Genomic DNA, 26,569 nt, shown 5'->3' on the forward strand with positions numbered 1-26,569 from the left:
CTGGGGTATACCCCAGTGGGCTCTGCAAAGGCCACGGTGGGACGAGCGATACGAACTGTCGCTGTTGGATCGGTCCCATTCGGGGCCGACGTCATTCGCGCCGATCGGCGCATACGAGGGAGCTGAATTATGAGTGGATTGGCCGTTGTCACCGGAGCATCGTCAGGCATCGGAAGAGAGTATGCCCGACGTCTCGCGCGGCGAGGAACATCGCTGATCGTCGTGGGGCGCAGAGAGGAACGACTCACCGAGCTTGCCGGTGACTTTCCCGACGTCCAAGTCGAGACGGTCGTCGCTGACCTCGCGGAGAGCGCCGGCATCCAGACCGTCATCGATGCGATCGGAGACCAAGCGGTAACGATGCTTGTCAATAATGCCGGGGTCGCGCATTACAGTCCTTTCGCCGATCTGTCGCCGGCACACGCGACCGAGTTGATCGGGGTGAAGGTACACGCGCCGACTATGCTGACGCACGCAGTGGTCTCGGGCATGATCTCCCGTGGACAGGGGCAGATTGTCAATGTTGCCGGGATGCTTGCTTTCAGCGGGCCCGCGTCGCTCGAGCAGGTCGGACTCCACCGGTCCGTCTATGCATCGTCCTTGGCTTATGCGCTTGCGTTCTCGCAGACGCTCCAAACCGAGATCGCTGTGCACGGTATCGGCGTCCAGGCTCTGCTCCCGGGCGTAGTTGCGACCGAATTCCACGAACGGCAGGGTATGGACCTTTCCGCTGTTCCGCGGATGACGGCTGCCGACGTTGTCACCGCCAGCCTGCGTGGCATCGAACTCGGTGAAGGTGTCACCGCTCCTGGGGTCGAGCAGGTACACCTGCTGGAGGAAATCTTCAGCGCTGACCTCAATGCATTCGGAGCCCAATCCGCGGAGCTGGCAGCCCGCTATCGCGACTGACCGTCGCTGTCCATTTCTGTTGAAAACGAAGGAAGTTCTGTTGACTACTCCCACAAACATCACATCTGTCGGCTTCATCGGCTTGGGTGACCAAGGTCTTCCCATGGCGACAGCAATCGCCGAGTCCGGGTTCGACTTACACGTCTGGGTGCGACGGTCTGCCTCCCTGGTGCCCCTCACCTATACGGCTCACGTCGCACACGACTCGATCGCTTCGCTCGCTTCTTCCGTTGACGTCATCGCTCTGTGCGTGAGCACCGACGACAGTGTCTTGCAGCTCGTTGAGGAAGAGATTCTGCCTCATTTAGGGGCTGGAAAGACGGTGATCAATCACGGTACGGGATCCCCTGGCAATGCGCGACGATTGCGCGAACTCGCCGAGACAGCAGGCATCTTCGTGCTCGATGCGCCCGTCAGCGGCGGCCGTCTCGGAGCCGAAGCACGTGCACTTACCGTTTACGTCGGCGGCCCCGCCGACGCTGTCGACTCAGCGACACCAGTCATGCAGTCCTACGCGACGAACATTGCGCACACAGGGGACTCCGGTTCCGGCCAGATGACTAAGCTGCTGAATAACGCGCTGCTCATTCTCAACCAGGCTGCGATCGCTGATGTGCTCGAGCTCGGGGTGCAGACCGGTCTGTCCACCACCGCGCTCGTTTCCTCGCTGCGACTTGGATCGGCCGACAGCCGCGCCCTGCGTCTGATGAACACGATGGTCACACCGGACTCCGTCGATCATCTCGCCGCGGTAGAAGCGCTCGACATGAACATTTTCGACGATGCCATGTGGGAGGAAGGGATCGATGCATCAGCGACCGTTGCGCGAGGTCTTTCGGGCGCTGATCGCCTACCGGCCGTGATCGAGCAGCTCAACTGAAGCCCATTTTCGGTCCGGCCTCAGCGAGTTACGCCATGAGGGCCGAGGGATAGCGGTCTCCTCGAATCGCGGGAGCACCTCGGCGATGGCGGTGCGATCGTCAGAGTTCAGCTCAACCTCGGTACTGGAAACGGCTCTGACTCGGTCTGACGTTCGGGACCCGACGGCTGGGACGATGTCCTCGCCCTGTGCCGCAAACCAGGCGGTCGCGAACTGAGGGCGGTCGCGAACTGAGGAAATGTGATCGCCTTCGCCGAGGTGACTTCATCCAATGCCGAGACGGCTCATTGAAGCACCAAAATCGGCGGCCACTGAGCGGATGATGTCACACCGATCGAGCCGACGAATTCCTAGCGTTCCTTCGCCTTATACTGAACGTTCTCGCTGTGGAGTTTCGAGAACTACCCAAGGTGGGCCCCGAGGGGATCGAACCCTCGACCCACGGATTAAAAGTCCGTTGCTCTACCAACTGAGCTAGAGGCCCCGCCCCAATACGACCGCGAGAACAAGCGTCACGCCGGTGTCGTTGGAGACTCAACAATATTAGAGGTAAGCCGACCGAATACTCAAGCCGGCCGGCGGCGGATCAGTGCGAAGGTTCCTCCGCTGCGCTGTCGCTGTAACACTGCGCTGTCGCCGGAACCATCGAAGTCTGTGGTGTGGTCACTGCTCGAGTTCGGGGCGATCGCCGTCGACACCACCGTCGGCCGAAGCCTCCGTGCTCGAGGAGCTGGATTCGGACGCCTTGTCGATGACATCTGATTCGATCGCCCTGTTCTTCCTGACCTTGTCACGGAGTGCGGCGACGTTCTTCAGCCCTGCCAGCAGCTTTCTGTCCTTCTTCGGAGCGACGTACTCGGGATCGGTCTCGAGGGGGAAGATCGTCGGTGTCGCGCCGAAGGCCTCCTCCGCTTCCTTGGTCACCTTGCGTGACATCTGTGAGTTGACGACACCTCCGATGACCGCGCCGATGCCGAAGGGCAGCAGGCGTCCGACCAGCGATCCTCCGGCCCGGGCGGCGAACTTGCGGATGAAGGTCTTCCGCAGCTTGCGCAGGAGCAGGTCGACGACGGGAGCGGGCAGCTGTCTGGTCACGGTCGAACCCCAGTTGGCGAACAGGGTCTCCGTGCCGCCGGACTGCTTGCCGAACCTCTGGACCAGATTCTTCCCGTCCTTGCCGAGCATGAGTCCCAGCACCAGCGCATTCGCACGTTTGGCGTCCTGGACGGGAAGTCCGTGGATCTCCGAGATCGCCTGGGCGAACAGCGCCGTGCCCTCGAGGAACCCTGCGGTCTCGGCGGTGGCCACGCCGAGTGCGGCGGTCGTTCCCAGGCCGGGGACCGCAGCGGTGGCTCCGACGGCGGCACCTCCCGAGGTGGTCAGGGCGAGGTAGTGCCGACGGATGATCTTGATGAGCTCCTCCGGAGTCGCCTCCGGGTTCCTGCGGCGCAGGCTGCGCACATAGGCAAGGGCAACCGGACGCTGCACGGACAGAAGCGTCGACAGCATCGACTGGGCGCGGGGATTGAGGGTTCCGTCCTCATTGACAGCGAACTTCGCCGCCTTGTCCAACCCCTTCTTCGCCACTGATGATTTTGCCACGGGAGTTCCTCCTCGGTGTCTGCGCTCGTCACCCACTTCTCGCAGGTACGGATCTGTCACCAGTTTAGTAGTGGCCATTGTGAACCCGACGAATGAACCCTGACCGCGAGTCGACAGTCCGCCCGTGGTGTCGACGGCCCGGTCCTGGTGGATGCCCTTCAGGTTGGGGGACTAGACTGCCCTGACGATGACACAGCCACGATTCCACCGCCCGGTTCCCCTGGCCGATCTCGATTCCTTCAGCGATTCGAGTGACCCGGTGGCCAGATCAGAGACCTCCCACGCGACCGCCGCACTTCTCCTCGGAGATGCGCAGGGCAGGCGCGACGAGGATGCGACGAAGCGCTTTGTGGAACTCGCCGACGACATCGGCCTCGAAGTCATCGCCGAAATGTGGTCCGCGGCTCCTGCGGTCTCAGCGCCGGGAGCACTCTGGCGCCTGTACGCGCTGCGCGAATGGATCCATACGGCCCCGCGTGAGCTCGCGGAGATGTTCGCCGACGGGCAGCGCAGCATGGCCGGAGGCCTCGGACTCGACGAGATCCTCGCCGGTGTCGAGCTTCCCGCAGGCCCCGACGAGGTGGCCCGCGCCATCGATGAGATCCTGGCCGGTGCCTTCCGCGGGGATGTCGTCATCGCCCTCCTGCGGGCGGCGGCCTTCGTCGGCATGTGCGCCGAGGGAACCGACAGCGCAGAGACCAGGTCTCGCCTGCGGCAGCTCGCGAAGGACCTCAAGGATGCCGCCGTCTCCCACCGCCACGGCGGGCTCGACTGAGTCCCTGGCCGACGGTTCGCTGAAGTGTTCCACGTCGGTGACTGTGAGATTTTCAACTGACGTTCACCCGCCTCGGCGGTGGACTCATGAGCGTGAGCGAGTATCGTGGTGTGTGGCCCTCGTGGCCACCGGACGCTGGATCGCTGAAGCCCCGGGCTCCAAATTCAGCCGCTTCGAGCGGCCTACCGCCGAGAGGCGCTCTCGGTTCAGCGTCCGGCACAAATCCTTGATTCATCTATCATTGAAGCAACATGGCTCGACCGGGCCCCGGGCAGGAGGAGCGCATGCGGCTCAAGCGAGTACCGCAGGACACTGTCTTCTACGAGCGGCTGTCCGATCTGGCCGGGCAGATGCGGCAATGCAATCTGGTGCTTGCCGAACTCTCCGGGATCGAAGTCAGCGAACGACGCCAAGCCGCAGACCGCCTTCGCGAGATCGGCGACCAGGCCGACGAGGACATGGGCGCCGTGCTCCGGGCGCTGCGAGAGAACTACATCACTCCCTTCGACCGCAATGACCTCTATCTGCTCGGTCATCACATGCGCGACATCTGCCACCTGTTGCACGGAGCGGGCTTCGTCCTCGCCTCGGAGGCCTTCGACGAACTGCCTTCGGGTGTCCTGGAGACTCTCGCGGTCCTGTCCAACCAGACGGACCACACTTCGCGGATGATCACCCGGCTTCCCAGCAAGCTCGATCAGTGGGACTATGTCGACGCGATCAACCGACTGACCTACCAGGTCGAAGCATTGCAGTGGCGGATGTCCGACGCCGTGCCGAACTCGAAGCGGGGTCTGACGTACATGGCCGCAGTCTCCCAACTGGGACAGGCATTCGTGCGCGCCGCCTACGGCTTCACCGAACTGGGCAAGGTCGTCGCAGCCATCGCGATCAAGGAGTCGTAGTCCGTGGAGCTGCTCTTGGCGGGCGTCATCGTGACTGCGGTGATCTTCGCCGGTTCGAACGGTTTCCACGACGCTGCGCTGACGATCGGCAACGCCGTCGTCGGTCGGTCCATCAATCCGCGGTGGGCACTGGGTCTGGCCGTGGTCTTCAACTTCATCGGCGCGCTGCTGGGCGAGGGCATCGCCTCCGTCGTGGCCAACCAGATCGTCCACTTCGACGGGGACCCCGAGGTCATCCTCACCTCCCTGATCATCGCCTTCGTCGCCGCGACGACCTGGAGCCTGTTCACGTACTATCTTGCGCTGCCGGTGTCCTCGACACACTGCCTCATCGGAGGGCTGCTCGGAGCCGGCATCGTGCTGGGATTCTCGGTCAATTCCTACGAAGCCATCGATTCGGTGATCCTGCCACTCGTGATCTCGCCGATCCTCGGGTTCGTGCTCTCCTGGGGACTCACGGCTCTGCTGTCCAAGGTCTTCGCGGCGTCACCGCCCAAGCCGCTCTTTCGCGGGGCCCGCATGGTCGACTCGGTCCTCACCGCCTCGCTGTCGCTGGTCCACGGCGTTCAGGACGCGCAGAAGATCGCGGCCCTGGTCATGGTCGGGCTCCTCGCCGTCGAAGCCAGTCCGGACACCGAGCTCTCCGTTGTCGAGATCACCTGGCCCGTGCGGCTGCTCATCGCCGCGGCGCTCGCGATCGGCACCGGACTGAGCGGGTGGAGGGTCGTGCGCACCCTGTCCGTGCGCATGGCCAAACTCGACCCGCTGAAGTCCGCGACGGCAGATGCCACTGCCACGGTGCTCATGTACACGGCAGCGCTCATCATGCGGGTTCCGGTGTCGCTGACCTTCATCCTCGGCTCGGCGATCCTGGGCACTCAGTACTCCGGTCGCAGAGGCCGGGCTCGCGCGCGCTTCATCGTTCCCGTCGTCGGCGTCTGGGTGCTGACGATTCCCGCGGCGGCGATCCTGGCGATCTGCATCGGCCTCGTGGTCAGAGTGCTGGTCGGGTGACCTTCCGAACCGTGCGCCCGAACACGATTCCGGTCGTGACCATGGCTACCGCAAGGACGAAGTGCAGCCAGTTGTCAGCGGTGTTGAGCGGAACGAAGTTGCCCATCGATTCCATCGGAACGATAAGTCCGTAGATCCACAGCACCGCGTAGACGATGCCGCCGAGGATGAGATAGGTCTTGGCCAATCTGCCTGATCTGAGACCGAGAAGGCCGACGACGCCGAAGAGCAGATGGACGATGTTGTGCAGCACCGAGACTTGGAAGAGTCCCAGCAGAGCGGCTTGTGATTGGTGCCCGGCGAACATGATCGTGTCCAGGTCCTTGGTGATGCCCGGGATGAATCCCAGGACCCCCACCAGAAGGAATACGGCTCCGAAGATGCCCGAGACGATCTGGACGCTGCTGCGTGCGGTGTGTGCGGATGTGGTGTTTGCGGTCATGGCATTCCCTTCCGAGGCCTTCGTCGTACACACCGTGATTCGGAGCCGATTGTGCGGTGGATGGGCTCGAAGTCGAATTTCCTCTTCACCGTCGTGTGACGGGCCATCACCGTCGCCGAGGGCCGCGTCCGCCGGACTGCGCGGCAGGGTCAGACTGAGCAGTCGGCCGGAGCCGGACGGTCGCGCGTCTTCACAGACGTCGGTCTCGGTGCGTGATCCTCCTGTGCCGCAGCAGGGTGAGAAGGCTGTGGATGAGCGCCGGCGTCGAGGCGATGAGCAGCAGCACGCCGCCCAGCGTCGTCGTCGACAGCAGCACCGCACCGCCGATGACGAAGCCGGTGAACAGCACGGCCGAGATCACCCCGCGGGCCAGGAGTTCGAGGCCGGCGACACGACGATCCAACTTGGGCGTGGCCACCGAGAGTTCGCCGTTCTCGAGTCTTTCGACCAGACCGTCGAGCCGGCCCGGCAGCCCCAGGGTCAGACGCACGAAGTTGAGCGCCTCCTTCGCCGCAGTCCCGGCGACGCCGCCCCTCTCCTCCTCGATCAGTTCGCTCGCATAGGGCTCGACGACCTCCCAGATATTGAACGTGGGATTCAGCGAACTGCACAGACCCGACACCATGGACAGCGAGCGGATGATGAGGAAGAGGTTCTCCGGCAGCTGGACGGGCAGATCCCTCACCACCGATTCGAAATCCGTGGAGAAGGCTCGCAGCTCCTTCTCATCGACGTCGCGCAGCTGTGCGAATCCCATGCCGCCGAACCGTGCGAAGAGCCCCGTGAGAGAGCGTTCGAGTTCGTCCGTGTCTGCGCCGTCCAGCAGAACCCCGATGAGTTCGACGCTGGCGACGAGACGGCGGGAGTCCCGCATGGCCACGGCGATGATGAGCTCCCGCAAGCCCGTTCGCAGATTCTCCGGCACATGCCCCATCATCCCGAAGTCGACGAAGGTCAGATGCCAGCCGACCTCCGCCGAGGCTGTTGCCGGGTGGGCTGGGGTGACGAAGATGTTGCCGGGGTGGGGATCGGCGTGGAAGAACCCGGTGCGGAAGAGTTGGTCGAACATCGTGTGCGCGAAGGTCGTTGCAACCTCGTCGGGGTCGATCCCGACTCGACGCAGAGCAGCGACGTCATTGGCCTTGATCGCCGTGACATCCTCCATGGTCAGCACCTGCGGTGTGGTCTGCTCCCAGACGATCCGCGGAGCCTGCACACGGGCCGACCCGCTCGCGGAAGGGTGTGGCGCGCTTGTCGAAGGGGCAGGTCCGGTCGCGGAAGAAGCAGGTCCAGCCGCATTCATGGAGAAGGACTCCGCGTTCGCGGCTTCATGGAGATAGTCGATCTCCTCGAGGCTGACGTCGGCGAACTCTTCGACCAGCGCGGGCATATCGACGCGGCGGGAGACGAAACGGACTCGGGAGAGCCACCCGGCGATCCGGCGCAGGGCGCGCAGATCGACCTCGACGACATCGGCGATGCCCGGACGCTGGACCTTGACGACCACCTCGGCGAATCCGAGATCTGCGGCGACCTCCGGGGCCAGGACGGCCGAGTGCGCCTGGCCCAAGGACGCGGCGGCCAGCGGGCGAGTGTCGAAGGAGGCAAAGGCATCGGTGAGGCCCATGCCCAGCTGCGCCTCGGCGAGGGCGCGGATCTGACCGAACGGGACAGGAGAGACCTCGTCCTGCAGCCCCTCCAGCTCCTTGGTGATTTCGGGCGGCAGGACATCCATGCGAGACGAGAGGAACTGTCCGACCTTGATCATCAGCCCACCGAGCTCCACGGCCAGGGTGCGAAATCGTTTGGCGCTCGAACGCCAGCGCTCCACTCGGCCCCGTGCCGCGAACCGACCCAGGCCGATCCGCGGCAGCGTCATCTCGAACCACCACGCCATGACCATCTGAGCCGCGGCGAAGCGGAGTATCCGACCGTAGCGAGCCCGGAGCCTTCGACTCCGATCCGTGCGACCTCGGTCGGTGGCCTCCGGCGCTGCGCGGTCCTCGGCCGACCCGACCCGCTCGGTCTCCGCCGTCATCCCTCAGTCCTCGGCGAGGATCGAATACAGCTTGCGCTTGGCTTCTTCGAGCACGGTGACCGCCTCGGCGACTCCTTCCTTGCTGCCGGTGCGCCCGACCTGGGCCGCTGCCTGCGCCAGCTCGACGCCGGCCTTGGCCAGATTCCCCGCCCTGGGGGTATCGCGTTTGTTCGCTGATTCCCACGGGGCGCTGGAGTCCGGATCGGATTCGACCTGCTCGCGTCCGAGCTCCGTGAGGGAATAGGTCTTGCGGCCGCTGGAGGGCTCCGAACTGATGAGCCCCTCATCCGTGAGCAGCTGCAGCGTCGGGTAGACCGATCCGGGGCTGGGCTTCCATCTGCCGCCGCTTCGTCCCTCGATCTCCTGGATGATCTGGTATCCGTGCATCGGTGCCTCGGCCAGCAGTGCAAGGATGCCGGTGCGGACGTCTCCACGGTTCATGCGGAAGGACTGCTTGGGGTTGAAGGAGGAACGCAGCTGCTCCATCGCCTCCCAGATGTTGGCGCCGCCCCAGTCGCCGCCTCGGCGGGGAGAGCTTCTGTGATTGAATGGCTCGTTCATGATGACCTCCAGGTCTGGTGCGTATCGCTCTGACGATATATAACGATATATCGGCGATGTGTTGCTGGGAAGGTCGTTCGGTCGATTGCGGAGGCAACTCCAAGACCGTGTTCAGGCACGAGCGACGAAGGAATCCGGGGAACCGTGCACGTCGGCGAACGCCCCCCGCCTCGGCGCACGCCGACGTTCGGGGAACAGGCGACGGTTGGCAAGTTCTGCTCGATCTGCCGACGCAAATCGAGCAGAACATGCCAACCGTTGAGCATTGCCGCGGCTGAATGCCTGCGAATCGGCTTCAGGTCACCCCACGGGGCATCCGAATCGGCTTCAGGTCGCCTCGGCGACTCGGGGCCTCACATCATCCGAAGCGGCCGGAGATGTAGTTCTCGGTCTCTTCCTTGTCCGGGTTGGAGAAGATGGTCGTGGTGTCGTTGAACTCGATGAGCTTGCCTGGCTTGCCGGTGCCCGCGATGTTGAAGAACGCGGTCCTGTCGGACACGCGCGCGGCTTGCTGCATATTGTGGGTGACGATGACGACCGTGTACTGGTCCTTGAGGTCGTTGATGAGGTCCTCGATGGCCAGGGTGGAGATCGGGTCGAGCGCGGAACACGGTTCGTCCATGAGCAGGACCTCGGGCTCGACCGCGATCGCGCGGGCGATGCACAGGCGCTGCTGCTGACCGCCGGAGAGCCCCGAGCCGGGCAGGCTGAGACGGTCCTTGACCTCGTTCCAGAGGTTCGCGCCGCGCAGGGCGCGCTCGGTGAGGTCGTCGGCCTCGGACTTCGTGATGCGCTTGCTGTTCAGGCGCACGCCTGCGAGCACGTTCTCCTTGATGCTCATGGTGGGGAAGGGGTTCGCGTGCTGGAAGACCATGCCGACTTCACGGCGAACGTTGACCGGGTCGACGCCCGAGCCGTAGATGTCGTTGCCGTCGATGAGGACCTGACCCGAGACGGAGGCGCCGGGAATCACTTCGTGCATCCTGTTGAGCGTGCGCAGCACGGTTGACTTGCCGCAGCCGGAGGGGCCGATGAGGGCGGTCACCGAGCGGGGTTTGATCTGCATCTGCACACCGTCGACGGCGCGGAAGTCACCGTAGAAGATGTCGAGGTCCTTGATGTCGATCTGCTTGGACATGGAGTTTCCTTATCGTTAGGAATGTCTGGAACAGGTATGGCGGCAATGCGGCCGGGAGTCAGTGCGTCATCCGCGACCCGTCTTCGGCGCCAGCACCTTGGCGATGAAGCGTGCCAGGAGGTTGAGGACCATCACCAGGGTGACGAGGACGAGGGCTGCGGCCCAGGCGCGCTCCGAGCTGGCTATGGCGGCCTCGCCAGGGGACACCGGGCGCAGCTGTGAGTCGTAGATGTAGGTCGGCAGCGTCGACATCCAGCCGGAGAAGAGGTTCCAGTTCAGGGTCTTGGCGAAGCCGGCGGTGACCATGATCGGCGCGGTCTCGCCGATGACGCGGGCGATCGCGATGGTGATTCCGGAGAGGATGCCCGACACCGAGGTGGGCAGGACGATCTTGACGATCGTCTTCCATTTCGGAACGCCCAGTGCATAGGAGGCCTCACGCAGGTTCATCGGCACCAGCCGCAGGATCTCCTCCGTGTTGCGCACGACGATCGGGATCATGAGCACCGACAGTGCGACCGCGGCGGTGAAGCCGGTCTTCGCAATGCCTGCTGCCTCCGGCGCGATGAGGTTGGCGATCGTCGAGAACAGGGCGAAGGCGAAGAGGCCGGCGACGATCGAGGGGATGCCTGTCATCACGTCGACGAGGAAGGTGATGGCCTTGCCCAGTCTGTTCTTCTCGGCGTATTCGACCAGATAGATGGCGGTCAGCACACCGATGGGGATCGAGATGACGCAGGCCGCGAGAGTGATCAGAACGGTGCCGACGATCGCGTGGTAGAAGCCGCCGGCCAAGGTGGCTTCTCCGGCGACGTACTGCTGGTCGAGGACGCCCTTCATCCCGAGCATCGTGCGGGAGAGGAGGTCGCCGTTGATGGCGGCCCCACCTTTGGACACGGTCAGCCACAGCAGTGAGAGGAGGGGAACACAGGCGAGGATGAACGAGGATGTGACTATGGTGGTGGCCACGCGGTCGGTGGCCTTGCGGCGACCTTCGTAGGACGCGGAGATCGCGAAGACGGCGACCATGTTGATGGCGCCGGCGAGGATGGCGACGACGGGGATGTTGAAGCCGCCGAATGCGATGAAGCTGATGACGGCCGCGACGAGGACAGAAGCGACGGCGACAATCCATGGTGTGGCCTTGGGCAGCTGCTTCGAGGTCAGGTTGCGGGACGTGGTCGTCGAATTGTTCGTAGTGGTCAACATTCTCAACTGCCCTTCACCGAGGTCTTGGCGACGATTGCGCGTGCTCCCATGTTCACCAGCAGGGTGATGACGAAGAGGACGAGACCGATCGTGATCAGCTCGGACAGTCGCAGGCCGGCGGCCTCAGGGAAGTTCTGCGCGATCTCGGAGGCGATGGTCTGGTTGCCGCTGACCACAAGGGATGCGGTGAGCAGGCCCGGTGAGAGGATCATGGCCACAGCCATGGTCTCGCCGAGGGCGCGGCCGAGGCCGAGCATGGTCGCCGAGGCGATGCCCGACTTTCCGAACGGCAGCACCGACATGCGGATCATCTCCCAGCGTGTGGCGCCGAGGGCCAGTGCCGCCTCCTCCTGCAGCCGAGGAGTCTGCAGGAAGATCTCGCGGGTCAGGGCGGTGATGATCGGCAGAATCATGATCGAGAGCACGAGGGAGGCGGTCAGCAGTGTGCGTCCGGTGTTCGACACCGCGCCGTTCTCGTCGGCGGCGAAGATCGGGATCCAGCCGAACCACTTCGACACCCACAGGTAGAAGGACGTGAGGTTGCCGGCCAGGGCGATGCCCCACAGTCCGTAGACGACCGAGGGGATCGCGGCGAGCAGGTCGATGACGTAGCCGAGGAACGGGGCCATCTTCCGTGGTGCCATGTGCGTGGTGAACAGTGCGATGCCCAGCGCGAACGGGGTGGCCACGAGGAGGGCGATCGCGGAGGAGATCAGCGTGCCGATGATGAGCGGCCAGACGTAGGAGAAGAAGCCCTTGCCGCCGGTGATCGAGCTCGGGTCGCTCATCTGGGCTTCGATGGTGTCCTTGGACTGCGCCAGCAGGAACAGCGCGACTCCCGCCAGGATGAGCAGGATCAGGATGCCGGCGATGAGCGTCGCGACCGAGAAGATGCGGTCGCCGGGACGAATGACGGCTTTGGGCGTGCGGCCCGTGCCGGACTCGGGAAGTGAGTCCGGTTCAGGTGCTCCGGCGGGGCCGGGCCCTGTGGTCTGTGTGCTGGTCGGCACAAGTGCTCCTCATGAAACTTGCGGTGGATCCGGTGAACGGACCCGTAGGCACCGAAGAGCGGCGCAGGGGCGCTGCGCCGCTCTTGGATTTAACGATTCTGCAGGTCAGAGACCAAATTTCAGCCTTCGACCTTGATCGAGTCGATGACGGTTTCGATCTGCGAACGCAGGTCGTCGGACAGCGGTGCCGAGGCCGCGGATTCCGACGCGGACTTCTGGCCCTCCTCGGAGACGACGAACTTCTCCCAGGCTTTGACCATGTCCACGGTCTCCTGGTCCTTGTAGGACGAGCAGACGAGGTGGTAGGAGACGAGGACGATCGGGTAGGCGCCCGATTCGGTGGTGTCGCGGGCCAGGTCGAAGGCGAGGTCGCCTTCGCTGCGTCCCTCGACCTGCTCGGAGGCGTCGACGACCTTCGAGGCGGCGTCGGCGGAGAGCTCGACGAATTCGTCGCCGACCTTCACCTTGGCCTTGCCCAGCGATCCGACCGCGGAGGCATCGGCGTAGCCGATGGCGCCATCGGTGTCGGAGACGGTCTGCACGACACCGTCGGTGCCCTGTGCGGCCTCGCCGCCGTAGTCGGAGGGGAAGTTGCCTCCGACTTCCGCGTCCCAGTCGTCCTCGGCCGTTGCCTTGAGGTATTCGGCGAAGTTCTCGGTGGTGCCGGAGTCGTCCGAACGGTGAACGGCGGTGATCTTGAGGTCGGGCAGATCGGCATCCGGATTGTCGGCCTTGATGGCGTCGTCGTTCCAGTTGGTGATCTCGCCCTTGAAGATCTTGGCGATGGTCGCGGGGGACAGGTTGAGCTCGTCGACGCCCTCGATGTTGAACGCCACGGCGATCGGGGAGATGTAGACCGGGTACTCGTAGGCTCCTTCGGGGCCGCAGACCTCCTGTGCGGACGTGGCTTCTTCCTCGTCGAGGTGCGCGTCGGAACCGGCGAACTGGGCGTTGCCCGCAAGGAACTGCTCACGGCCGGCGCCCGAGCCGTCGGGGGAGTAGTTCACGGTCACGCCGGAGTTCTCCGAGGCGAAGTCGGCCGTCCAGGCGTCCATCGCGGCCTTCTGGGAGGAGGCGCCGATGCCGGTGAGGGTGCCCTGCAGGTCGCTGTCGCCGCCGCTGCCGACTTCCTCTCCGGTGGCGGAGGTTCCGCCGCAGGCCGACAAGGTGAGTGCGCCGACTGCCAGAAGCGCGGCGGATGGTGCGAGGTGCTTCAGCTTCACGAAGATGCCTTTCGAATGTGAGAACACTGCTCGAGATTTCTCGATCTTTCGTGCTCCACGCTAAGGATTGCGTGTAAAGCTCCGGGAGTGGCCAAGTGAACGGCGGATGAATGAAACCTGAAGGCTTGAAGGCGGGTTGAGTGCTCCCTCACAGGAATGCGCGAATTCATGAAAGAATCGTTGTCGGGACGAGGTGGCCTGATTCTGCGGGTATGCCGACTGAGGTTCGTCGTAGTCTCGTCGATGCTCGATCCGCTCACGGAGGATTTTCTGTCGCGCGCCGGCATAGCTCCGGGGACGAGGGTATTGGATCTGGGCACCGGCTGAGGAGATCGGCGTCGACACTCTCACCGATCGGCTCAACGCGGAGATCGATGCGTGCGACGGTGTGGTCATGGGCCCGGACTGTACGGAGCCTGGTGCCGGCTCCCTGCTCACTGAGTGCCGAGGTCATGGGCCGCTGGCGCAACCGGCCGACTGCGCGACGGGCCGACTGCGCGACCGACCGACTGCGCGACGGGCCGACTGTGCGACCGGCCTCAGGAGTCGACCGTGCTCACGTGTCGATCGGCCGGACCCGTTCGAACTCGACGATGCGGGGGACAGCCCCAGGACGCACATACGCGATGAGGACCTCACCGGGTTTGAGGTAGGGGTCGTCCGTGGGCAGCTTGTCCGCGATTCGCTGCGGGGCGTGCTTGGCGTAGATGTCGAGTATCAGCGGCAGGACGGGCCGGTGGGTGCAGTAGATGACCGGTCTGCCCTTCTCCAGCAGCTTCTCGACGAACCGGGAGGTCCTCTCGGGGGCCGCGGTGCTCGCCTTCTCACTCAGACACGGGGCCTTCCTGATCGTCTTTCCGGTCGCGGCCGACAGCGGAGCCAGTGTCGCCATGCATCGCTTCCAGGGACTCGAGATCAGCTTCTTCGTCTCCCACGCCGAGAGCAGCCCGGTCAGCGCCATGGCCTGCCGCGTCCCCAGCGCCAGGAGCGGACGCACATGCTCGGTCTCATGCCATTTCGATCGGGGGAATGCCTTCCCGTGGCGGACGAGGATGAGCGGCCAGGCCCGCAGTGCGTCGGTCGAGTCGTACTTCTCGAGCGCATCGAGCTGGTCGCGATCGGCGTAGGAGGTCAGCTTCGTCCGCGCCTCGGCGACGGGGAACCACTTCACCTCGTCGACCTCGCGCCTGTTCACCGGCGCGAAGCCGCGTTCGCTTCTGACCTGGGCGGACCAGTAGAAGACCTTCTTGAGTTTCTTCCCGCCGACCATGTATTCCGCTGCGGGCAGGGGGACGCCGAGGCGGATGTCGAGGCCCGTCTCCTCCTTGACCTCTCGGATCGCGGTCTCCGGCAGGGTCTCGCCGGGTTCCACTTTGCCCTTGGGCCAGGACCAGTCGTTGTACTTCGGGCGATGGATGAGCGCGACCTCGAGACCGCCGGCACCGGTGCGCCAGCACAGGGCACCGGCGGCGAGGACATCGGCATCGACTCGTGACGAGGCCTGCGCGGAGCCGACCGTCTTCGGGCTCACGCCTCGTCTCCGAGCTGACGGCGTCTGCGATGCCGACGGATGAGCTCCGTCTGATAGTCGGTGAGCTGCCTGCCGTCGTCATCGCGGGTGGCCCGCGTCCACTTGCCGTCACCGTGGAGCACGAACGCCGAGGTGGTGTCCGCGAAGGCGAGGTCGAAGAGTTCGATGATCTCCGCCTTGTGGTTGTCGGCGACGAGCTCGACCAGGGTTTCCACCCGACGGTCGAGGTTGCGGTGCATCATGTCCGCGGACCCGATGTAGACCTTGGTGTCGCCGCCGTTGCCGAAGACGAACGCTCGGGAGTGTTCGAGGAAGCGCCCGAGTACGGACCGGACCCTGATGTTCTCGCTCAGTCCCGGGATCCCCGGACGCAGGGCGCAGATGCCGCGCACGAAGACCTCGACCTCGACGCCGGCGCGGGAGGCCACGTAGAGGGCGTCGATGATCGCTTCGTCGACGATGGAATTCACCTTGATCCGGATCATGCCGGCCCCGCCCGCCTCGGCGATCGCGGTCTCCTTCTCGATGAGGTCGACCAGACCCGAACGGACCCGGGTGGGGGCCACGAGCAGGCGGGAGTACTCGGCCAGGGGGGCGTAGCCGGAGAGCTGGTTGAACAGTTTCGTCAGGTCGTCGGCGACGGCCTTGTCCTTGGTCAGCAGCCCGAAGTCCTCGTAACCGCGAGCGGTCTTCGGATGGTAGTTGCCGGTGCCGACGTGGCAGTAGCGCGACAGCCCCTCGGCCTCCTGGCGGACGACGAGGGAGAGCTTCGCGTGGGTCTTGAGCCCGACGATTCCGTACACGACGTGGACGCCGGCGCGCTCGAGCTTGCGCGCCCAGGTGATGTTGGCCTCCTCATCGAAGCGAGCCTTGATCTCGACGACCGCGAGGACCTGGATGCCGGCCTGAGCGGCGTCGACGAGGGCGTCGATGATCGGGGAGTCGCCCGAGGTGCGATAGAGGGTCTGCTTGATCGCGAGCACGTTCGTGTCCGCCGCGGCCTGCTCGAGGAAAGCCTGCACGCTCGTCGAGAACGAGTCATAGGGGTGGTGGAGAAGGATGTCGCGGTTGCCCACGGCCGCGAAGACATCGACCTGATCACTCGACTCGCGCAGGGACAGGTCCTTGTTCATCTGCGGGACCATCTTCGGGAAGTGCAGGTCGTCGCGGGGCACATCGGCGATGTCGGACATGCCGGAGAGATCGAGCGGAGTCGGCAGCTGGTAGATCTCGTTCTCGTCGATGCCGAGTTCGTCCTTGAGCATGTCGCGCACCCGCGGATGGATGTTCTCCGTGATCTCCAAGCGGACGGCGGGACCGAAGCGCCTGCGCAGCAGTTCCTTCTCCAGGGCCTTGAGGAGGTTCTCCGCATCGTCCTCCTCGACCTCGACGTCCTCGTTGCGGGTGACGCGGAACGTCGAGTGCTGGATGATCTCCATGCCCTCGAAGAGCGTGTCGAGGTGCTCGGCGATGATGTCCTCGAGTGCGACGAAGCGGGCCGGGACATCGCGTCCGACGGGACGGTCCGACTTGCTTGCGACGTTGAAGAATCGGGGCAGGCGCGGGGGCACCTTGACGCGGGCGAAGAGCTCCTTGCCGGTGTCCGGATAGCGCAGCAGCACGCCGAGGTTGAGCGAGAGTCCCGAGATGTAGGGGAACGGGTGCGCCGGATCGACGGCGAGCGGGGTGAGGACGGGGAAGACGTGACCGGCGAAGAAGTCGTCGACGCGGGTGCGTTCGTCCTCGGTGAGCTCGTCGACCTGGACCTTCGTGATCGACTCCGCATCGAGTCGGGGGCCGATGTCCTCCTTGAGCAGGGCGGCATGACGGGTCATGAGTTCGTGGGCGCGGAGGCCGATCGCATGCATGACCTCCAATGGCATCCGTCCGGTGACGCTGGGCACGGCCAGGCCCGTGTTGATGCGACGTTTGAGGCCGGCGACGCGGACCATGAAGAACTCGTCGAGGTTGCTCGCGAAGATCGAGAGGAACCGGGCACGCTCCAGCAGCGGCATGTCGGGGTCGGATGCGAGATCGAGCACGCGCTCGTTGAACGCCAGCCAGCTCAGCTCCCGGTCGAGGAAGCGATCCACCGGATCCGGCAGACCCAGTTCCCCGCCGGCTGCAGTGATGTCGTACATCGATCTACTCCTGATTGCGTTCGGTCGAGGAAGCCGGCGCATAGGACACGTGCGCCACCGCGACGTGGAACCCCAGCCGCTCGTACAAGCCTAGCGCCGGTGCATTGTCGGATTCGACGTAGAGTTCGATCGCGCTCGCCCCGGCGGCGACCATCCGACGCATGCCCTCGATCGTCAGCGCCCTGCCCACACCCTTGGCATGGACGGCAGGGTCGACTCCGACGACATAGACCTCGCCGTCCGTGTCCGTGAGCTTGGTCTGGTGGAAGCCGATGACCCGGTCGTCGCGGATGGCGAGGATGACGGTGTCCGGGTCGAAGTCGGGTGCCTCGGTGATCTCTGCGAAGTCCTCGGGCGTCTGGGACCCCTGCTCCGGGTGCCAGTCGAAGGCCGCGTTGTTGACGCGTCGCCAGCCCTCTTCGTCACCGGGTGCGAAGGAGCGGATCGTGACCCCGTCGGGGGCAGAGACCTCGGGCAGGTCGTCGAGGCCGAGATCCGAATCGGTGCGCATCTGGTAGAGGACGCGGTCGCGGCCGAGTCCGTGTTTGGCTGCGAGCCTCTGGGCGCCCGGATGGTCGCCGTGCGACCAGCACCAGGACGTGGGCTCCTCTGCGAGGATCGTGGCAAGCAGCTTCTCGCCGAGCCCCTGACCGCGGTGGTCGGGGGCGATGAGGAATTCGGCGGCGTGCCGATCGCCCTGGAGGGCGCGGATGCCGAAGCCGATGAGTCCATCACCGGAGATGGCGCTGTTCGTGTCTGCGGCGTCGTCCGCGTAGACCCGCCACACGCTCGAGGCGGTCTGCGCGGAATGGGCCTCGTCCTCGCCGGTGGCGATGGCGAGCAGGCCCCCGGAGATCTCGGGAGTCCCATCGGCTGCCGCCACGCGGTCGAGGAAACCCAGTTCCGCCTCGGCGAGGGTGGCGATCGGTGAACCGGTCACGGCTCCGCTGGCTTCGATCCTCATACCTTCACGTCCTCCTCGTTCGATTCTGCTTCTGACGTATCGTGCGGTGTTTCTGTGGTTTCGGGTTCCTGAGTTCCTTCAGCTTCCTCAGTCCCCTCAGCGTCAGCGGCGTCGCCGACGGGGGAATCCGGGCTGAAGCGGTAGCCGACGTTGCGGACGGTGTGGATGGCATTCTCCAGGTCCTTGCCGAGTTTCGCACGCACGCGACGGACATGCACATCGACGGTGCGGGTGCCGCCGTAGTAGTCCTCGCCCCACACGCTCAGGAGGATCTCGTCTCGGGTGAAGACGCGCTCGGGATGCATCGCGAAGAACTTCAACAGCGCGAACTCGCGGTAGGTCAGGTCGAGGCTGCGCCGGCCCAGATGCGCGGTGAACGCGGTTTCGTCGATGCGCAGGCCTCCGCTGATGACGACCATGGGCTCGTCCTCGCCTGTCCGCCCTCCGCCTTCCCAAGGTGGCACGTCCGCTTCCCAAGGTGACGCGTCCGCGGCAGCTCCGGCGGGGCCTGCCGATACGGCAGCCGATCGATCGTCGGCCCGGGAACCGGGCCACGTGGCGCCGGCGGCGGAGCCTGGCCACGCGGCACCGGGGGCGGTTGGGCGGTTCGGCGCTGCGGTCACCGAGGTGTGACGATCAGATGATGTGTGACGGCCGAACGAGGTGTGACGATCACGGGCCAGACGGAGGCGGGCTTCCACTTCGGCAGGCCCCGCGGTCGTGAGGACGATGTCGGAGACGTTCCACCTCGCCGAGGCGGTGGCCAACCCGCCCTCACTGAGGACGACGACGATCGGAGCGGAGAGGCCCTTCTGCACCACAGCCTCGGCGATGGTCGGAGCCACGGACAGATCGAGGCAGGCGTCGGCGACGACGACGTCGGCGGTCAGCGAGCCCGCGTCGGTCGAATGCAGCTGTTCGAGGCTCATCCGCTCGAGCCGGTGGCCGAGGTACTGCAGTGATTCCGGGGCGAGTGGGGAGCCGAGCCGGGGTGCGGGGCAGATGTGCAGGATTCGCATGTGCTCCGTCCACCTCCTCGGATTCGGCGCGGCCCGACATGTGCGGCCTGGGGAAAGTATACCGAGGCGGAGTTCGGACGGCAGCGAGGGAGGGCCGCCGAACGCGTGATCACCGTGTCGGCCGGCGGCCGACCGTGTAGGTGAGTGAGTGGAAATGGGCACGGAACCCGGGGTCGGCGAGCATGGCGCGGTAGCGGTCGAGGACCTCGGGGCACAGTCCGCCTGCCAGGAGCTCCTCCTCCAACATCAGGCTGACATTCGCATGGTACTGCGCCCACGGTCCGCCGCCGCGTGCGAGGGGAACGAGGTGTTCGGCCGCGATGTCGGCGAGCCCGGCGTCGAACATCTCGACCTCGGTCCGCTCCGCCCAGCCGTAGTCGTGGCCGGCGGTCCGTCCCAGCTGCCGATAGGCGGCATCGTTGTATCGCCGCCACACCTCGTGGTCGGATTCCCGGGGTGCGACGAGGAGGTTCCCAACCAAGCCCGCATCGGCGATAGCGAGCCATCCTCCGGGGGCCAGCTCTTCGACGAGTCCGGCGAAGACCGCCTTCCGGGCCGGGATCTGGGAGAGGACGAGGCGAGCATGGATGAAGTCGAAGGGGCCCGCGGGAACCCCCTGACGGATGTCGTGACGGGCCACCTCGACACCCGGGGAGCCTCGCATGTGGGTGGTGTCGAGGTCGATCGCCAGCACCTGCCCGCCGAGGTGCTCGCCGATCATCGTCGCCACCGATCCGTTCCCCGCTCCTACCTCCAGACACCGGGGTGCACTCGGCAGCGGCAGAGAGCTCAGGATCGAGCGGGTGCTGCCGTCGACGAGCGCCGACAGCGAGTTCAGCTGCTGGTCGCTGAGCGTCGTGATGGTCGTCGCGGTCGTCATAGTCGTCTCCATGTGCAGCGATCGGGGTTGCTCGGGCGGTGCTCGGGTCCGAGTCGGGCGGTGCTTGCAGTGCGATCAGCGTAGATCGGCGCTCCGGCCGTGACCAGGTGAGGCTGTGCCTCACGCGATGCCCGCGAACGCAGGGGCGTCGGCATCGGTCGGGATCGCAATGGCGCAGTCGGGATCGCCGACCCCGGCCGAAATCGCCGACCCCGGCCGAAATCGCAATGCCGCGGCCGAATGAGGCACCATGGTGCTGTGATCAGATGGATTCGAGTAGCCGTCGCCCTGGCATTGGCTCTGGCCCTCAGCGCCTCCGTGTACTGGGGCTACACCTTGTTCCTGCTGGCGACGGGGCTCATCGTCTTCGGCGTCGCCTACGGATGGCCGCGCCTGACGGACTCGCCGCAGCCCCGCGCCACCTCGATCATGCTCTTCCTCTTCGGCGTGGCCGGACTGCTTGCCGCATGGCGCGACAGTTCGGCGCCCTATCTGGACTGGCTGCCCGTGCTGGCGGGACTCGGTCTGCTGTGGACCTTCGTGCAGAACCTCACCCGAGGCATGGGCGCATCCGACGCGGTGGCCAACGTCTCGGCCCAAGTCGCGGGAGTGGTCATCTCACTGTCCGCGAGCACCTGGGTCGCGGCGATCACCATGCCCGGCGAGAAGGAAGCCATCGTCGTGGGTCTCGTCTCGCTCATCGTCGCGGGCTGCATGACGGCCCTGCCGTGGCCGGCGATCTACACCTCCCCGCTGGCGATCGCGATGTCGACCGCGGTCGCCGGGATCCTCTCCGTCCTCATCTTCCAACACGCGATCACCGTCCCCGTGGCGCTCGTCCTCGGCGCGATCATGGGACTCCTGGTCGCCGGGGTCGACCGGATGCTGGGACTCATCGCCTACTCCCAGTACCAGGCTGTGAGCCTCGAGATCTCACAGAACATCGAGCTGAAGAAGAGCGTGGAGAAGGCCCGCAGCTTCGCCGTCCAGCTCGCCCTCGGGGCCGCTCCCATCGCCCTCGGCGGCGTCGTCGTCTACGCCCTCGAACGCATCGCCCTCTGAGCTCGGACAGGGTGCGCGCGGCGCTGAGGGGGGGAAATGTAGACTGGGAGACATGGAAAACCTCGTCGCTCTGGAAATCGTCTTCACCAGCCTCGTCGTCATTGCCGCGCTCGGCGCCCTGGGCGTCGGAGTCAAGGTCGTCACGGCACTGTTCAAAGACAATCGCTGAACTCGATGATCGAACTTGATTCCTCGGTTCATCCCGAGCTCGTTCCCCTGTCCTGGCTGATCGGTTCGTGGGAAGGCGTCGGAGTCGTCGGCTATGCGGACACTCCTGAGAAGCAGTTCGGCCAGCGCGTCGACTTCGTCGCGCACCCTGGAACACCATTCCTGCAGTACACCGCGCACGCTTGGCTGCTGAGTGAAGACGGCGAACTCGAATCGACGCTGACCCTCGAGACGGGGATCTGGCAGCTCGTGCGTCCCCGCGATGCCGGTGACGTCGGCCCGGGCATGCTCGTGCCGAGCGCAGAGCAGAGCTTCACCTCGGCGGCGGCCGTCGACACCCTGCGCACGAACGATGACGCATTCGAGATCGAAGCTGAGATCGTCCACCCACACGGGGTGATGGAACTCTACGCCGGCCACGTCAAGGGACCGCGCATCGACCTCGCCACCGACGTCGTCGCCAGGACGAAGACCGCGAAGGACTACTCGGCCTCGACCCGCATGTACGGCCTCGTCGGTGGAGAGCTCATGTGGGCCTGGGACATGGCCGCGCTCGGACATGAACTCGCAACGCATTCCTCCGCCCGATTGAAGAAGTTGGCCTGACTGACATGGTTGATCGCGAACAGAGCACACCTGAACCGACGCAGAGCACACCTGAACCGTCGCAGAGCCCACCGGCACGTCCCTCGTCGCTGAGCCGACCGCTCAGCTCGACCGCGGTCTTCGGTGCAGAGGAGCTTGCGCACACCCCCGTCCACTACGGGGCACCGCTGCGCGAACAGCGGGCGCTGCTGGAGAAGGGTGCAATCGTCGATCTGCCGCACCTTCGGGTCCTGCGCCTGAGCGGCGCGGACCGTCTCACCTGGCTGAACACCATCACGACCCAGAAGCTCGACACCCTGGCGCCCGGTGCATCCACGGAGACCCTGGTCCTCGACCCGAACGGCCGCATCGAGGGCTGGCTGAAGCTCGTCGACGACGGTGAGGCGCTGTGGGCGCTCAGCGAGCTGCGCACCGACGAGACACTCGAATTCCTCCGCAAGATGGTCTTCATGATGCGGGTGGAGATCGAGGATGTCAGCGAGGAATTCCAGGCCATCGGCGCCGTGGTGAAACTTCCGGACAGCCTGCCGGTGACCCAGCTGTGGACCGATCCCTGGCCGCACATCGGGGCCGGTTCGGCCTCGTACGCGCAGGTCGATCTCGGATTCGAGGTGGCAGGGGAGGACCACCCCGGACTCGAGACCCAGTTCGTCATCGGCATCGTCCCTCGCGCGGATCTGGCGACCACCTCGGCGAGCGAATTCACGATGGCCGGATACGACGCCTGGGAAGCCGTGCGGATCGCCGCCTGGCGGCCGGGCGTGAACGAGATCGACCACAAATCGCTCGTGGGGGAACTCGATCTGCTGCGTACCTCCGTGCACCTGGCCAAGGGCTGCTACCGCGGCCAGGAAGCAGTGGCGCGCGTGCACAACCTGGGCCAGCCGCCGCGCAGGCTCGTCTTCGTCCACCTCGACGGATCGGGGCACATCCTGCCCGAGACCGGCGCCGAGGTGCTCGCCGAGGTTCGCGGCTCCGAACGGTCCGTGGGCCGGCTGAGCTCGGTCGCGCGGCACTGGGAGCTCGGACCGATCGGCCTGGCCGTGATCAAGCGCAACCTGGCCGCCGACGCCCCGCTGAGCTTCGACCTGGGAGACGCCGGTGACCGTGTCGCTGCGGCTCAGGAGACGATCGTCGCCCCCGTGCGCGAACACGATATCGATCTGCCGGGGCGCAACAAGGACACCGACATGCGGAATCAGAACCGCTGAGTTCTCCTTTCGGAGCAATCTGCGCCGGCCTTGCCGGAATCTGTGCTGCGGTCCTCGAACCCGGCCGCGAGGACCACCGGTCCCGCCCGTGCGAGAGGCAACTGATTCCGCATCTCCCGGACACGAGACAGGTGTGATCTGACCAGCTTGCGGACGGTAAGTGACAAGAACCGTCGTGAGGCTCTAATCTTCTGGTTATGACAGCTTTGGAAATTGGCGGCGAAGCTCTGCCGCAGGAACGTAAACTCGTCACCGAGATCCCCGGACCGAAGTCCCGTGAGATCGAGTCGCGTCGCAAGTCCGCCGTCGCCTCGGGAGTCGGCTCCAGCCTGCCTGCCTATATGGTCGCCGCCGGCGGCGGAATCCTCAAGGACGTCGACGGCAATCAGCTCATCGACCTCGGCTCCGGCATCGCCGTGACCACGGCCGGGAACGCGAACCCGCGGGTCGTCAAGGGCGCCACCGAGCAGCTCGAGGCCTTCACCCACACCTGCTTCATGGTCAACCCCTACGAGAGCTACGTCGAAGTCGCCGAGGCTCTCAACCGTCTGACCCCTGGTGACCACGAGAAGCGCACGCTGCTGCTCAACTCCGGTGCCGAAGCTGTCGAGAACGCTGTCAAGATCGCCCGTGCACACACCGGCCGTGACGCCGTCGTCGTCTTCGACCACGCATACCACGGTCGCACCAACCTGACCATGGCGATGACTGCGAAGGCCGCTCCCTACAAGGCCGGCTTCGGCCCCTTCGCCGGCGAGGTCTACCGCGCCCCCATGTCCTACCCGTACCGTGACAATGATGCCGCCGGTACGAAGGTCAGCGGCGAGGACGCGGCCAAGCGCGTCATCGACATGATCGAGAAACAGGTCGGCTCCGAATACGTCGCCGCCGTCGTCATCGAACCCATTCAGGGTGAGGGCGGCTTCATCGTCCCGGCCGAGGGATTCCTGCCCGCACTGGCCGAATACGCCCGTGAGAAGGGCATCGTCTTCGTCGCGGACGAGGTCCAGGCCGGCTTCGCCCGCACCGGCAAGATGTTCGCTTCCGAGTGGGAGGACGTCGTTCCCGACATCATCACCACGGCCAAGGGCATTGCCGGCGGCCTTCCGCTCTCGGCCGTGACCGGGCGTGCGGAGATCATGGACTCGGTCGGACCGGGACGCCTCGGCGGCACCTACGGCGGCAATCCGGTTGCCTGTGCGGCAGCGCTGGGCGCCATCGAATCCTACGAGAACGACGGTCTCGTCGACAACGCCGGACACATCGGCGAGATCGTCACCGACCGTCTGACCAAGCTGCAGTCGCAATACCCTCAGGTCGGTGACGTCCGCGGCCGCGGTGCCATGATCGCCGCCGAGTTCGTCCAGCACGACTCGATCGCCCCGAACCCGGACCTCGTGAAGAAGATCGCCGATCACTGTGCGAAGAACGGCGTCCTCGTGCTGACCACGGGAACCTTCGGCAACATCCTGCGCTTCCTGCCGCCGCTGACGATCTCCGATGAGCTGCTCGGTGATGCCTTCGACGTCATCGAAGAGGCCATCGCCGCTTCGGTGGGCTGAACCGACCTACACGTTGACTACAGTGGGTGTATGAGCGAAACGAATGCCCTGCGTGTCTCCCGCCTGCTGCGGGAGACCGCAGGGTTTCTGCTTCCCCTGACGCGGACCGACGTCGACGTCGGCGTGAGTCGCATCGAGTTCGACCTCGACCTCACGGACTCGCATCCCGGCCTCACCTCCGCAGCTGACCTCTCGGGCGCCGTCGTCCTCGTTACGGAAGCCGTGGACTCTCCGGTCGGGCTGGGCCGGATCCGTGAGAGGTATTCGGGTGCCGCGGTCCTGATCGTGCCGCCGGGAACCCACTCCCACCTCGGCGAGGGGGGCGACCCTGCGGTTGAGGCGCCGCTTCTGCTCGAACGATCGACGGGCGTGACCTGGTCCGAGGTGCTGGTCCATCTGCGGCAGCTCAACGAGGGCGCCTCAAGCGCTCTGGCCTGGCCCGACGTCGACGATCTCAGCGCTCTGGCCGCGGTCATCGCGGAGATGACGGGTGCATCGATCACGATCGAGGACCCGGCTTCGCGCGTGCTCGCGCACTCCAACCTCGGCGATGACATCGACGACATCCGACGCGAGACGATCCTGTCCGGTGCGATCCCCGATTGGCGCATCGCCGAGCTCGAGGAGTCCGGATTCCTCGACGTCGTCCGCCGTTCGACCGACGTCGTCGAGCGACCGGCCGCCGGTTCCGGCCCGGCTCGGTCCGTCATCGCGCTGCGCAGTGAGGGCGAGCTGCTCGGTACGATCTGGGCCGCCTACCCCGATTCCGTGACACCGGGCTCCCTGCGCGAGGTCCTCCGTGATGCCGCCCGCGCGGCCGTTCCCGTGATGCTGCGGACCCTGCGGCGCTCACCCTTCGAAAAGCGCATCCGTCGTGAGGCGCTCGGCTCGATCCTCGGCGGTTCGCCGGATCTGGGGCCCGCCGCGACCCTGCTCGCGCTGCCCTTCTCCGGGCACTATGCGACCTTGGCCTTCGCCGAGGTGGCCCCCGAGCGGGAGCCCGTGCTCCGGTTCCATCTCCGGGCCGCCTTCGCCGATGCCGTGCTCGCACACGTCGGAACGCGCGGTCACCTGGCCGTGCTCGTGCACATGAGCGAGAGCATGTCGGCGGTCGAGGTCAAGTCCCACGTCGCCTCGGCGCTGCACCGCTCGCTGCCTGCGACCGCGCCGCTTCACTTCGGCGTCGGCACGGCCGTCGAACGTCTCGACCATGTGCATCGGTCCTGGACCGAGGCGGTCTACGTCGTCGACGCGCTGCTGGCCAGGGGCCCGGGCCGGGCAACGAACGAGGACGACCGCGCAGCGGCAGGAGAGGGCGAAACGAGTGCGGCGCGCGGTGCCACGGCCGAGGACGTTGCGGCCGAATTCGTCGGGCTCGAAGCCGCGGATGCGCTGCGATCCGTAGGGTCTCGCATCACAGAGCCCGCTTGCGCGGTCGCAGATCACGATGAGAAGCATCAGGGGCAGCTGCTCGAGACCCTGCGCGTGTACTTCGCGACGGTCGGCAACTCCGCCGAGGCCTCGCGTCGTCTTCATGTGCACACGAATTCGCTGCGTCATCGTCTCAGTCGGATCGAGGAGATCACGGGTCTGTCGACCGCCGATCGCGCGGGACGGCTGTGGCTCGAGCTCGCAGTGCTCGTGTTCGATCGCCAGCGAGCCTGAGCGGCGAGGCACAACGGCTGCCTGTGCTGATCACTCGCTGTGCTGATCACTTGC

Annotated in this window: 23 protein-coding genes, 1 tRNA gene and 2 pseudogenes; 10 read left to right on the forward strand and 16 right to left on the reverse strand. The window is 65.6% G+C overall.

Annotated features, from left to right (window positions below; genetic code table 11):
* The first annotated feature begins 129 nt into the window (after window positions 1-129).
* Together BKA07_RS05730 and BKA07_RS05735 are read left to right on the forward strand one after the other, a co-directional pair.
* Complete coding sequence (locus BKA07_RS05730) at window positions 130-909, forward strand: SDR family NAD(P)-dependent oxidoreductase (protein ID WP_167950045.1); 780 nt, start codon at window positions 130-132, stop codon at window positions 907-909.
* Window positions 860-1,789: an NAD(P)-dependent oxidoreductase gene (locus BKA07_RS05735; RefSeq protein WP_167950046.1), complete on the forward strand. Its 930-nt coding sequence runs from the start codon at window positions 860-862 to the stop codon at window positions 1,787-1,789. Before BKA07_RS05730 ends, BKA07_RS05735 begins: the two co-directional genes overlap by 50 nt.
* Window positions 1,790-2,200: 411 nt before the next feature.
* Here the strand turns inward: BKA07_RS05735 and BKA07_RS05740 are convergent.
* Together BKA07_RS05740 and BKA07_RS05745 are read right to left on the reverse strand one after the other, a co-directional pair.
* Window positions 2,201-2,273: transfer RNA gene (locus BKA07_RS05740), tRNA-Lys, on the reverse strand.
* A 179-nt stretch (window positions 2,274-2,452) separates the two neighbouring features.
* Window positions 2,453-3,391, reverse strand: a complete 939-nt coding sequence (locus BKA07_RS05745) for a hypothetical protein (RefSeq protein ID WP_167950047.1) — start codon at window positions 3,389-3,391, stop codon at window positions 2,453-2,455.
* Between the two features lie 187 nt (window positions 3,392-3,578).
* On the opposite strand from BKA07_RS05745, the gene BKA07_RS05750 reads away from it, so the two are divergent.
* The 3 genes from BKA07_RS05750 (at window position 3,579) to BKA07_RS05760 (ending at window position 6,085) form a co-directional block, all read left to right on the forward strand.
* On the forward strand, window positions 3,579-4,166 hold the full coding sequence (locus BKA07_RS05750; RefSeq protein WP_245161856.1) for a hypothetical protein: 588 nt from the start codon (window positions 3,579-3,581) through the stop codon (window positions 4,164-4,166).
* 284 nt (window positions 4,167-4,450) lie between these two features.
* Entirely contained in the window at window positions 4,451-5,071 is a 621-nt protein-coding gene (locus tag BKA07_RS05755; RefSeq protein ID WP_167950048.1) for a DUF47 family protein, read from the forward strand.
* Window positions 5,072-5,074: 3 nt separating this feature from the next.
* On the forward strand, window positions 5,075-6,085 hold the full coding sequence (locus tag BKA07_RS05760) for an inorganic phosphate transporter (RefSeq protein WP_167950049.1): 1,011 nt from the start codon (window positions 5,075-5,077) through the stop codon (window positions 6,083-6,085).
* On the opposite strand, the gene BKA07_RS05765 is transcribed toward BKA07_RS05760, so the two are convergent.
* The 14 genes and pseudogenes from BKA07_RS05765 to BKA07_RS19565 form a co-directional block, all read right to left on the reverse strand.
* On the reverse strand, window positions 6,066-6,527 hold the full coding sequence (locus tag BKA07_RS05765) for a DUF4383 domain-containing protein (RefSeq protein WP_167950050.1): 462 nt from the start codon (window positions 6,525-6,527) through the stop codon (window positions 6,066-6,068). The two genes, BKA07_RS05760 and BKA07_RS05765, sit on opposite strands and share 20 nt — an antisense overlap.
* A 190-nt stretch (window positions 6,528-6,717) precedes the next feature.
* On the reverse strand, window positions 6,718-8,565 hold the full coding sequence (locus tag BKA07_RS05770) for an ABC1 kinase family protein (protein ID WP_167950051.1): 1,848 nt from the start codon (window positions 8,563-8,565) through the stop codon (window positions 6,718-6,720).
* A 3-nt stretch (window positions 8,566-8,568) separates the two neighbouring features.
* A complete protein-coding gene (locus tag BKA07_RS05775) occupies window positions 8,569-9,126 on the reverse strand; it encodes a PadR family transcriptional regulator (protein WP_167950052.1) in 558 nt (185 codons plus the stop codon).
* Window positions 9,127-9,484: 358 nt separating this feature from the next.
* Entirely contained in the window at window positions 9,485-10,264 is a 780-nt protein-coding gene (gene pstB, locus BKA07_RS05780; RefSeq protein ID WP_167950053.1) for a phosphate ABC transporter ATP-binding protein PstB, read from the reverse strand.
* Window positions 10,265-10,330: 66 nt separating this feature from the next.
* Window positions 10,331-11,473: a phosphate ABC transporter permease PstA gene (gene pstA / locus BKA07_RS05785; protein WP_167950054.1), complete on the reverse strand. Its 1,143-nt coding sequence runs from the start codon at window positions 11,471-11,473 to the stop codon at window positions 10,331-10,333.
* Window positions 11,474-11,475: 2 nt separating this feature from the next.
* Window positions 11,476-12,384 carry a phosphate ABC transporter permease subunit PstC gene (gene pstC / locus BKA07_RS05790; RefSeq protein WP_167952928.1) on the reverse strand — a complete coding sequence of 303 codons (909 nt, stop codon included), beginning with the start codon at window positions 12,382-12,384 and terminating at the stop codon, window positions 11,476-11,478.
* Between the two features lie 218 nt (window positions 12,385-12,602).
* Entirely contained in the window at window positions 12,603-13,706 is a 1,104-nt protein-coding gene (gene pstS / locus BKA07_RS05795) for a phosphate ABC transporter substrate-binding protein PstS (RefSeq protein WP_167950055.1), read from the reverse strand.
* 556 nt (window positions 13,707-14,262) lie between these two features.
* On the reverse strand, window positions 14,263-15,237 hold the full coding sequence (locus tag BKA07_RS05800; protein WP_167950056.1) for an NUDIX domain-containing protein: 975 nt from the start codon (window positions 15,235-15,237) through the stop codon (window positions 14,263-14,265).
* The gene (locus BKA07_RS05805) at window positions 15,234-17,378 is read right to left on the reverse strand and encodes an RNA degradosome polyphosphate kinase (RefSeq protein WP_167950057.1); all 2,145 of its coding nucleotides are present in this window, start codon (window positions 17,376-17,378) and stop codon (window positions 15,234-15,236) included. Before BKA07_RS05805 ends, BKA07_RS05800 begins: the two co-directional genes overlap by 4 nt.
* A 4-nt stretch (window positions 17,379-17,382) precedes the next feature.
* Window positions 17,383-18,342 (reverse strand): mycothiol synthase, encoded by a 960-nt coding sequence (gene mshD / locus BKA07_RS05810; protein WP_167950058.1) that lies wholly within the window; start codon window positions 18,340-18,342, stop codon window positions 17,383-17,385.
* Between the two features lie 131 nt (window positions 18,343-18,473).
* Window positions 18,474-18,773 (reverse strand): annotated as a pseudogene (locus tag BKA07_RS19735) (winged helix-turn-helix domain-containing protein); the annotation flags it as partial.
* Window positions 18,774-19,031: 258 nt separating this feature from the next.
* Window positions 19,032-19,361: pseudogene (locus BKA07_RS19740) on the reverse strand (winged helix-turn-helix domain-containing protein); the annotation flags it as partial.
* Between the two features lie 109 nt (window positions 19,362-19,470).
* Window positions 19,471-20,241: a class I SAM-dependent methyltransferase gene (locus BKA07_RS05820; RefSeq protein ID WP_167950060.1), complete on the reverse strand. Its 771-nt coding sequence runs from the start codon at window positions 20,239-20,241 to the stop codon at window positions 19,471-19,473.
* Between the two features lie 120 nt (window positions 20,242-20,361).
* On the reverse strand, window positions 20,362-20,493 hold the full coding sequence (locus BKA07_RS19565; RefSeq protein WP_280712831.1) for a hypothetical protein: 132 nt from the start codon (window positions 20,491-20,493) through the stop codon (window positions 20,362-20,364).
* A 6-nt stretch (window positions 20,494-20,499) separates the two neighbouring features.
* Between BKA07_RS19565 and BKA07_RS05825 the strand changes: the two genes are divergently transcribed.
* The 5 genes from BKA07_RS05825 to BKA07_RS05845 all read left to right on the forward strand — a co-directional run bounded on the left by BKA07_RS05825 (window position 20,500) and on the right by BKA07_RS05845 (window position 26,515).
* The gene (locus tag BKA07_RS05825) at window positions 20,500-21,303 is read left to right on the forward strand and encodes an ammonia permease (RefSeq protein ID WP_342448998.1); all 804 of its coding nucleotides are present in this window, start codon (window positions 20,500-20,502) and stop codon (window positions 21,301-21,303) included.
* 174 nt (window positions 21,304-21,477) lie between these two features.
* Entirely contained in the window at window positions 21,478-22,077 is a 600-nt protein-coding gene (locus tag BKA07_RS05830; RefSeq protein WP_167950061.1) for a heme-binding beta-barrel domain-containing protein, read from the forward strand.
* 5 nt (window positions 22,078-22,082) lie between these two features.
* Window positions 22,083-23,288, forward strand: coding sequence for a CAF17-like 4Fe-4S cluster assembly/insertion protein YgfZ (gene ygfZ / locus BKA07_RS05835; protein ID WP_167950062.1), 1,206 nt, complete (start codon window positions 22,083-22,085; stop codon window positions 23,286-23,288).
* A gap of 197 nt (window positions 23,289-23,485) precedes the next feature.
* On the forward strand, window positions 23,486-24,850 hold the full coding sequence (gene gabT / locus BKA07_RS05840) for a 4-aminobutyrate--2-oxoglutarate transaminase (RefSeq protein WP_167950063.1): 1,365 nt from the start codon (window positions 23,486-23,488) through the stop codon (window positions 24,848-24,850).
* A gap of 30 nt (window positions 24,851-24,880) precedes the next feature.
* Window positions 24,881-26,515 (forward strand): PucR family transcriptional regulator, encoded by a 1,635-nt coding sequence (locus BKA07_RS05845; RefSeq protein WP_167950064.1) that lies wholly within the window; start codon window positions 24,881-24,883, stop codon window positions 26,513-26,515.
* Window positions 26,516-26,569: the final 54 nt, after the last annotated feature.

This window comes from Brevibacterium marinum (genome assembly GCF_011927955.1).
In the GTDB taxonomy this organism is placed as follows: domain Bacteria; phylum Actinomycetota; class Actinomycetes; order Actinomycetales; family Brevibacteriaceae; genus Brevibacterium; species Brevibacterium marinum.